The organism is Nonomuraea sp. NPDC050783 (genome assembly GCF_040802095.1).
Taxonomy (GTDB): Bacteria; Actinomycetota; Actinomycetes; order Streptosporangiales; family Streptosporangiaceae; genus Nonomuraea.
Window position 1 is genome coordinate 301,792 of record NZ_JBFAHK010000013.1, and the last position, 8,605, is coordinate 310,396.

5 protein-coding genes are annotated in these 8,605 nt (G+C 71.0%); 2 read left to right on the forward strand and 3 right to left on the reverse strand.

Translation table 11 applies throughout. From position 1 onward, the window contains the following. Positions 1 to 13: 13 nt before the first annotated feature. On the reverse strand, positions 14 to 1,120 hold the full coding sequence (locus tag AB0H75_RS31665; RefSeq protein ID WP_367802687.1) for a ricin-type beta-trefoil lectin domain protein: 1,107 nt from the start codon (positions 1,118 to 1,120) through the stop codon (positions 14 to 16). Positions 1,121 to 1,739: 619 nt separating this feature from the next. On the opposite strand from AB0H75_RS31665, the gene AB0H75_RS31670 reads away from it, so the two are divergent. Continuing rightward, positions 1,740 to 4,121, forward strand: coding sequence for a ricin-type beta-trefoil lectin domain protein (locus AB0H75_RS31670; protein WP_367802689.1), 2,382 nt, complete (start codon positions 1,740 to 1,742; stop codon positions 4,119 to 4,121). A 109-nt stretch (positions 4,122 to 4,230) separates the two neighbouring features. Further along, the gene (locus AB0H75_RS31675) at positions 4,231 to 5,253 is read left to right on the forward strand and encodes a LacI family DNA-binding transcriptional regulator (protein ID WP_367802691.1); all 1,023 of its coding nucleotides are present in this window, start codon (positions 4,231 to 4,233) and stop codon (positions 5,251 to 5,253) included. Positions 5,254 to 5,288: 35 nt separating this feature from the next. Here AB0H75_RS31675 and AB0H75_RS31680 read toward each other — a convergent pair whose 3' ends face one another. Beyond that, positions 5,289 to 6,572, reverse strand: a complete 1,284-nt coding sequence (locus AB0H75_RS31680; protein WP_367802693.1) for a cellulose binding domain-containing protein — start codon at positions 6,570 to 6,572, stop codon at positions 5,289 to 5,291. Between the two features lie 19 nt (positions 6,573 to 6,591). Next, positions 6,592 to 7,965: a PHB depolymerase family esterase gene (locus tag AB0H75_RS31685; protein ID WP_367802695.1), complete on the reverse strand. Its 1,374-nt coding sequence runs from the start codon at positions 7,963 to 7,965 to the stop codon at positions 6,592 to 6,594. Between the last annotated feature and the right edge of the window lie 640 nt (positions 7,966 to 8,605).

Genomic DNA, 8,605 nt, shown 5'->3' on the forward strand with positions numbered 1-8,605 from the left:
GATGAGAGTGATGTCAGGAGCCGGTACGGGTCCAGCGCTGGTTGGTGGCGGTGCCGCAGGTCCAGATCTGGAGCTTGACGCCGTTGGCGGTGGAGTAGTTCGGCACGTCCAGGCACTTGTTCGCACCCACGGCGGTGATGGTGCCATCGGCGTTGAAGCGCCACTGCTGGTTGCTCTGACCGCTGCAGTCCCAGATGATCACACTGCTGCCGTCGGCCGTGGCCCGCCCGCTGACATCCAGGCACTTACCGCCGTAGACCCGCAACTCACCCGAAGCGGTCGCCGTCCAGCTCTGATTGGCCTGGCCGTTGCAGTCCCAGATCTGCGCCTGCGCCCCGTTGGCCTGAGAGGCACCCGAGACGTCCAGGCACCGGCCCGACCACACGTTCCTGATCGCGCCGCCCGTGCCCGGGGTCCCGGGCTGGCCGATGCTGCCGGATATCGATCGCAGCGCCTCGTACCAGGCGGCGGCCATCTTGTCGTAGCCGCCGGCGGTGGGGTGGACGCCGTCGATCAGGTCGGAGGTGGTCAGCTTGCTGTGCATGTCCACCAGATGGACGCGCTTGCCGCTGCTCACCTTGCTCTGGACGATGCCGGGGATGGCCGCGTTGAAGGTGCGGGCCGCGGACTCCTGGCCGGAGTTGGCCAGCGGGATGATGGTGGCGACGAGCACGTCCGCGCCGGGCACGGCCGCCGTGATGTGGTCGATCAGCGTGGACAGCCGCTGCGGGGCGCCGGACAGGTTGTAGTTCTGCAGGACGTCGTTGGTGCCGATGTGCAGCAGCACCGTGCGCGGGTTCTGCGTGCGCAGCCAGCCGTTGATGTTGGCGTCGATCTGGTCGATGCGCCACCCGGGGTGGCCCTCGTGGTCGTGGTCGCCCAGGTTGCCCGGCCCGTTGAACTGCGAGCCGACGAAGTCGACCGTGTAGCCGCCGGCGGCCAGGCGCTGCCACAGGCCGATGCGGTAGCCGCCCGGCACCTGGGTGCCCTCGGTGATGGAGTCGCCCAGAGGCATGACCCGTACGCCGCCGTTGGACTCGGCTGCGGCGATCCCCGCGGCGGAGACCACCAGGGCGACGGCCGCGAGCACGCAGGCCCCCCATCGTTTCCACGTGCCCATGGGCATTCCTTTCCTGAAGAACAAGACGCTGGATCACAAGACGCTGTACGGCAGGACGTCGAGGGGAAGGCGGCGACGGCTTCCGGCCTCGCTTGTTAGCGCTAACATCGCTCCGGCGAGCGGGGGCTTCCTTCCTTGCGGTGGGGTGGAGTTGGTGGCGTGGCGGAGCCAACATGACGCCGCCGGTTCCGTCAAGGGCCCGCCTGCGGTCGTATCGGTTCGGCGGCCCCCGGGACCGTTCCGAGCTGGCCCTATCCGCCGTGGCGGCGCGGGGCCGGGTGATGAAACGTTCATCGCGGGACGACACGGCGTGACCGCGGCGCGCCGGCGTACCGGCCTCTCGCTGCGGCGCGAGCCGGTCGAACCGATTCGCCGGCGGTCTTGACAGGTTCCGTGGCGGTTTTCACACTGAGGCCGCAAGGCGGCGACCTCCTGCCCTGACCGGTGGCGAACGGCAGGAGCCTCCAGGGTCCGCGCGGCACCCCGCCGGCACCCCGCCGGCACCTTCAGGGCCCGCGCTTCCGCCTCCACGGCCGAGCGCCGCTCCGGCATGCCCCCGACGAGGAACCCGCCCCGGGCGGGCGGCCCGTCACGTACCCCCCTGGAAAGGAACTCCCTGATGATCCGGCGAAGAGCGGCCGCGGCGGGCCTGGTCCCGGCGCTCGTGGCCGTACTGATGACGGCCGCGATGACCCTGGTCGGCGTGCCGCCGGCGCGGGCGGCGGTCGGGATCACGATCAACGGCGGCTCCGGCGGCCGGACCTTCGACGGCGTGGGCGCCATCAGCGGCGGCGGCGGGAACAGCCGCCTGCTCATCGACTACCCCGAGCCGCAGCGCGGCCAGATCCTCGACTACCTGTTCAAGCCCGGCTACGGCGCCGCCATGCAGATCCTCAAGGTCGAGATCGGCGGCGACACCAACTCCACCAGCGGCGCCGAGCCCAGCCACCGGCACACCGCCTCGGACCTCAACTGCGACCGCGGCTACGAGTGGTGGCTGATGGAGCAGGCCAAGGCCCGCAACCCGAACATCAAGCTGGCCGCCCTGTCCTGGGGCGCCCCCGGCTGGCTCGGCAACGGCACCTTCTGGTCCCAGGACACCATCAACTACCTGCTCGACTGGCTCGGCTGCGCCAAGAACAGCCACGGGCTGACCATCGACTACCTGGGCGGCTGGAACGAGAAGGGCCGCGACCTGAACTGGTACGTCAACCTCAACGCGGCGCTGGACTCCCACGGGTACGGCAACGTCAAGATCGTCGCGTCGGACGACTGGGGTTTCGGGGTGGCCGACGACGGCGCCGCCAACAGCGCCTTCCGCAACGCCGTGGACGTCTACGGCTCCCACTACGTGTGCGGCTACCGCGGCCCCCAGACGAACTGCCCCAGCTCGACCACCGCCATCAACTCCGGCAAGACGCTGTGGGCCAGCGAGAACGGCTCCGACGACTACAACGACGGCGCCAAGGCGCTGGCCCGGGGCATCAACCGCGACTACATCGACGGCAGGATGACCGCCTACATCAACTGGCCGGTCATCGCCGCGATCCCGCCGAACCTGCCCTTCGCCACCATGGGCGTGGCCGTCGCGCCGCAGCCCTGGTCGGGTTACTACGCCATCGGCAAGAACGCCTGGGTGATGGCCCACACCACCCAGTTCACCGCGCCGGGCTGGAAGTACCTGGACGCCTCCAGCGGCTACATCGGCGGCAACCGCGGCAACGGCAGCTACGTCTCGCTGCGGGCGCCGGGCACCTCCGACTACAGCGTCATCGTCGAGACCATGGACGCCACCGCGCCCCAGCAGCTCGACTTCACCCTCACCGGCGGCCTGTCCACCGGCACCGTCCACGTCTGGGCGAGCGACGTCAACGCGAACGACCCCGCCCGCCACTTCGTCCGCGCCGCCGACCTGACCCCCTCCGGGGGCTCGTTCTCGCTGACGGCGCAGCCCGGCTACGTGTACTCGATCACCACGACCACCGGCCAGGGCAAGGGCACGGCCACCAGCCCGGCCCGCGGCTCGCTCGCCCTGCCCTACGCCGACGACTTCGACTCCTACGCCGTGGGCCGGGAGGCGAAGTACCTCATGGACCAGCAGGGATCGTTCGAGGTCGTGGGGTGCGGCGGCGGCCGGTCCGGGCGGTGCGTGCGCCAGATGGCCCCCCGGCAGCCGATCCTGTGGACGGGCGGCTCCGACCCGTACGCGCTCCTCGGCGACCTGGGGTGGAGCAACTACACCGTCTCCGCCGACGTGCTGCTGGAGCAGAGCGGCTACGTCCAGCTCATCGGCCGGGCCGGCACCCAGCGCAGCTTCGGCCCCGCCGGGCTGAACGCCTACTACTTCCGGGTCACCGACGCCGGTGCCTGGCAGATCCAGCGCAACAACACCGACGCGGCCGTCACGACGCTGCGCAGCGGCACGGTCGCCGCGCTCGGCACCGGCCGCTGGCACACGCTCGCGCTCGGCTTCTCCGGCAGCACCCTCACCGCCTCCATCGACGGTGTCCAGGTGGGCTCGGTCACCGACGCCACCTGGGGCGCGGGCCAGGTCGGCGTCGGCACCGCCACCACCGAGACCGCCCAGTTCGACAACCTGAGCATCACCCCCGGCCCCGGCGGCGGCAACGGCAACGTGCTGCGCGGCCAGGCGTCCGGCCGCTGCGTGGACGTGCCGAACCAGTCCAGGACGAACGGCACCCAGGTGGCGCTGTGGGACTGCAACGGCGGCGCCAACCAGCAGTGGACGCTCACCACGGCCAAGCAGCTCCAGGTGTACGGCACCAAGTGCCTGAGCGCCGGCGGCGACGGCTCCAAGGCGGTCATCCGGGACTGCGACGGGCAGGCCGACCAGCAGTGGAACCTCAACGCCGACGGCACGGTGACCGCCGTCCGGTCCGGCCTGTGCCTGGACGCCAACGGTGCCGGCACCGCCAACGGCACACTGATCATCCTGTGGACCTGCAACGGCGGCGCCAACCAGCGCTGGACCCGCACCTGACGCCCTGGCGCCCCGGGGGTCCCGGCCCCCGGGGCGCCACCCCTTCCGCGCGAAAAACGATTCAACCTACGATGGCGGGTGTCGGCTCGACCTCGTGAGGAGCACCCGGGTGAACATCGGGGAGATCGCCAGGCGATCAGGCGTGTCCCGCAGCACCGTCTCCTACGCCCTGAGCGGCAAACGCCCGGTGTCCGAGGGAACGCGGCAGCGCATCCAGGCGGTCATCGACGAGTTCGGCTACCGTCCCAACGCGACCGCCCGGGCGCTCAAGGAGGGCAGGACCCGCACCATCGCCCTGGTCATCCCCCCGGCCGGCCGCCGCCTGACCGACGTGCAGCTCGGCTTCGTGGCCAGCGTGGTGGACGCCGCCGCCCGCGCCGACCTGGACGTCCTGCTGTCACCCTCGGGCGGCGAGCACGATCGCTCCTTCGAGCGGGTGATCGGCGGCGGGCGCGTGGACGGCGTCGTCCTCATGGAGCTCCGGATGGACGACGACCGCGTCACCCGCCTGCGGCGGAGCGGGCTGCCGTTCGTCGCCATCGGCCGCACCCGCCACCCCGAGGACCTGACCTGGGTGGACGTCGACAACGACCTCCTCATCGCCAAGTGCGTGCATCACCTGGCCGACCTGGGCCACCGCCGCGTCGCCCTGGTGAACCGCTCCGCCGGGCTGATGGCCACCGGGTACGGCCCCGCCCACCGGGCCCAGGCCGGCTTCGCCCGCGCGATCGCCGAGCGCGGCCTGGAGGGCGTGCAGACCTGCTGCGCCGACGACGCCCAGTCCGGCGTGGCCTGCGCCGAGCGGCTGCTCGGCGAGCACCCCGGCCTGACCGCCCTCGCCACCATCAACGAGGCCGCCCTGCCGGGCCTGTACCGGGGCATCGCGTACGCCGGTCTGGCGGTGCCGAGGGACTTCTCCATCGCCGGCGTCGCCGCCCGGCATCTGGCCGAGAACCTGCACCCTCCGCTCACCGCCGCCGACATGCCCGCGGGCGAGCTGGGCGCCCGCGCGGTCGAGTTGCTCGTCGAGCGCATCGCCGACCCGGCCGCCCCGCACCGCGAGCTGCTTCTCACCCCGCCCATCTCCCTCCGGGAGACCACCGCGCCCGCGCGTCCCCGCACCACGGGGTGAGGGGACGCGGGGCGCTCCGGTCCGTCCTCACCCGCTCATGAGGCTTCGCAGGTGAGGGCGGGGGTGGCGGCGGTGCCGTTGGCGGTGAAGCCGAACGTGGTGGTGCCGCCGGCCGGGACGGAGCCGTTGTAGGTCTCGTTGCTGACGCTCACGCCGGCACCGGAGCCGGAGCGGACGCCGTTCCACAGGCTGCTGATCGTCTGCCCGCCCGGCCAGGTCCAGGCGACCGTCCAGCGGGTGACGGCGCTGCCGCCGGCCCGGACGGTGACGGTGGACTGGAAGCCGCCGGACCAGGAGTTCACGGTCTGCATCGTGGCCGTGCAGCCGCCGGGCTCAGGGGTGGGCGTGGGGGTGGGAGTGGGAGTGGGCGTGGGGGTCGGCGTCGGGCTGGGTGACGACGTGCTGGCGAACTGGGAGAAGAACTTCCACACCTCGCCCTTGGTCCAGGTCGTGGCGCCGTTCTCGGTGTAGGTCCCGTCCACCGGGCCGGGCGTGTGGCCGTTGTCGAACGCGGCCCAGACGACCGGGTAGCCGGACCGGCACCCCGAGTAGGTGGTGACGATGTGGCTGCGGCTGCCCTGGGCCGGCTCGGGCGGGTTCTGCGCGGTGCACCCGTTGTTGCGGACGAACCTGTCGCGCAGCGCCCGCCCCTGCGAGATGTTCAGCACCGTGTCCCCGATGCCGTGCAGCCCCATGTACGCGATGGGCTGGGTGCCGCCGCTGCACCCGCTGAGCTGGGCGCCGGAGAAGACCGCGACCGCGCGGAAGACCGTCGCCCGCGAGCACGCCAGCGAGAAGCTCATGCCGCCGCCGTAGCTGAAGCCGGTGGCGAACAGCTGCGAGGTGTCCACGCACAGGTCCCCCTCGATGAGGCGGACCAGGTCGTCGACGAAGGTGACGTCCTCGCCGTTGGAGTTCGCCCAGCCGTTGTTGAAGCCCTGGGGCGCGACGAAGATCGCGCTGTTGTTCGACAGCTGCCTGAGGCCGTAGTAGGACCAGGAGTAGCCGCTGCTGCCGCCGGAGTCCACGTCGTTGGCGGTGCCGCCCAGCCAGTGGAAGCCGAAGATCAGCCGGTAGGGGGTGTCGTTGCGGTAGCCGTCCGGGATCCGCAGGATGAAGGAGCGGGTCTTGCCGCTGGTCTGGATCGTCTGCTGGCCGCTCCTCAGCGTCGGGGTCCTGCCGCATCCCGCGGTCGCCGCGGCGGCGGCGGAGGTGGCGGCGGTGGAGGCGCCCGCGCTGCTCATCGCCGTGCCCGCCATCGCGAGGAGGAGGAGCACCGCGAGCACGATCGCGCCGAGGAAGGAGTTCTGCCTTGACATCACGTGACTCCGATCATGATCAGCCGCGCGTCCAGCGCTGGTTGGTGGCGGTGCCGCAGGTCCAGATCTGGAGCTTGACGCCGTTGGCGGTGGAGTAGTTCGGCACGTCCAGGCACTTGTTCGCACCCACGGCGGTGATGGTGCCATCGGCGTTGAAACGCCACTGCTGGTTGCTCTGACCGCTGCAGTCCCAGACGATCACACTGCTGCCGTCGGCCGTGGCCCGCCCGCTGACATCCAGGCACTTACCGCCGTAGACCCGCAACTCACCCGAAGCGGTCGCCGTCCAGCTCTGATTGGCCTGACCGTTGCAGTCCCAGATCTGCGCCTGCGCCCCATTGGCCTGGGAAGCACCCGAGACGTCCAGGCACCGGCCCGACCACACGTTCTTGATCGGGGCCGCGTCGCCGGGCGTCGAGGTGGGCGTGGAGGTGGGCGTGGAGGTGGGCGTCGTGTCCGGGGAGGTGCCGTCGAGGCCGAGGAAGGTGACGGCGTGGGTGAGCATGCCGTCCAGCGGCAGGGAGTGGCCGTAACCGGCGAAGCTGAACGCCTCGACGGGGGGCTGGAGACCGGTGCCGCCGTACCGGGTGCGGGTGACGCCGGAGCGCGGGGTGTCGGTGAACGCCGGGGTCTGGCTCACCCCGTTCAGGTCGGTCCACTGCTTGATCTCCTCGCCGAAGTTGGCGTAGGCCAGCGTGGTGTCGGTGGTGCCGTGCCACAGCTGCATGCGCGGGTAGCGGCCGGTGTAGCCGGGGTACATCGCGCGGGCCTGGTCGCCCCACTGCCGGGCGGTCTTGATGAGCTGGCCGCCGGAGCACTGGCTGTTCCACAACGACCCGTTGGTGGTGGCGAAGCATCCGGCCGGTACGCCGGAGAACGCCGCGGCGGCCGAGAACACGTCGGGGTACTGCGCGGCCAGCACGTTGGTCATCATCGCGCCGGAGGAGAAGCCGCTGACCACGATGCGGGCGGGATCGACGTTGTAGCGCTGGCGGGCGTAGGCGACCATCGACATGATGCCGGTGGAGTCGCCGCCGCCGTCGCGCCTCAGCGCGGCCTGCGTGGACACGTCGAAGCACTGGCCGCTGCGGGTGGCCTCCGGGACCACGATGACGTACCCGTACCGGTCGGCCGCGGTGACGTAGTCGTGCCCGACGCCGTTGAACACGCCGGAGGCCGAGCCGGTGCAGTAGTGGACCAGGACCAGCATCGCCGGCCGGGCCGCCACCCGATCCGGGACGTAGACGTACATATTTAGATTGGTCGGGTTCGTACCGAAGCCGGTCACCCGGGTCAGCGACGCGGCCGCGGCGGGCCCGATCCCCAGCAACGCGCCGACGGCCGCCACCGCCACGGCGGCGGCCGTGAGCATGGCGCACAGTGCTCGTTTCACCTTGTGTCCTTCCACCGGGAGGCGCGCTTCGGCCAACCCCGCTGTTAGCGCTAACAAACGACTTTCGGTCGGCCTCCTCCTCGATGCGGCAGGAGGAGGTGGTGGTGGCGGGACGCAGCCAATCCGAGCCGCGAAAAGCTGTCAAGAGACCGGGACGCCCGGCGGGCCGGCGGGAGGGGCGGGCGAGCGGGTTCACCTCGCGCTATCGGCCTTGACTACGGCCTCTCGCCAAGAACGTTTCCGTGAAACTTTCACGCATTTCCCGGGTGGAGACGGCGCCCTCCGAAAGTTTCAGGACGCCTCCGCCGCATCTTGGCAGGACAACATCTTTGACGCAAGGCGCCCTTCGTCGAAAGTTATCGCGTTCTCCTTGACAAGTTTCAGTGCGATTTCCACACTGAGTCTCCGGGACGACCTCCTCGGCCGGATCGGTGGTGCGCGGCGGAGGTTACCGTCACGACGCCCTTGTGGTGCGCGTCCCCGATGGACGCGGCGTCGGTCCCCCGCGGGTGCGACCCGCACGCTCCTTTCCCCATGATCCACATATGGAGGCTCAGGCATGGGCACCAACGCCTTCCCCCCACCCCCGATACAGCGATCCCGCAAACCCCTCATAGCCGCCGCGCTCGGCGTCCTGGTC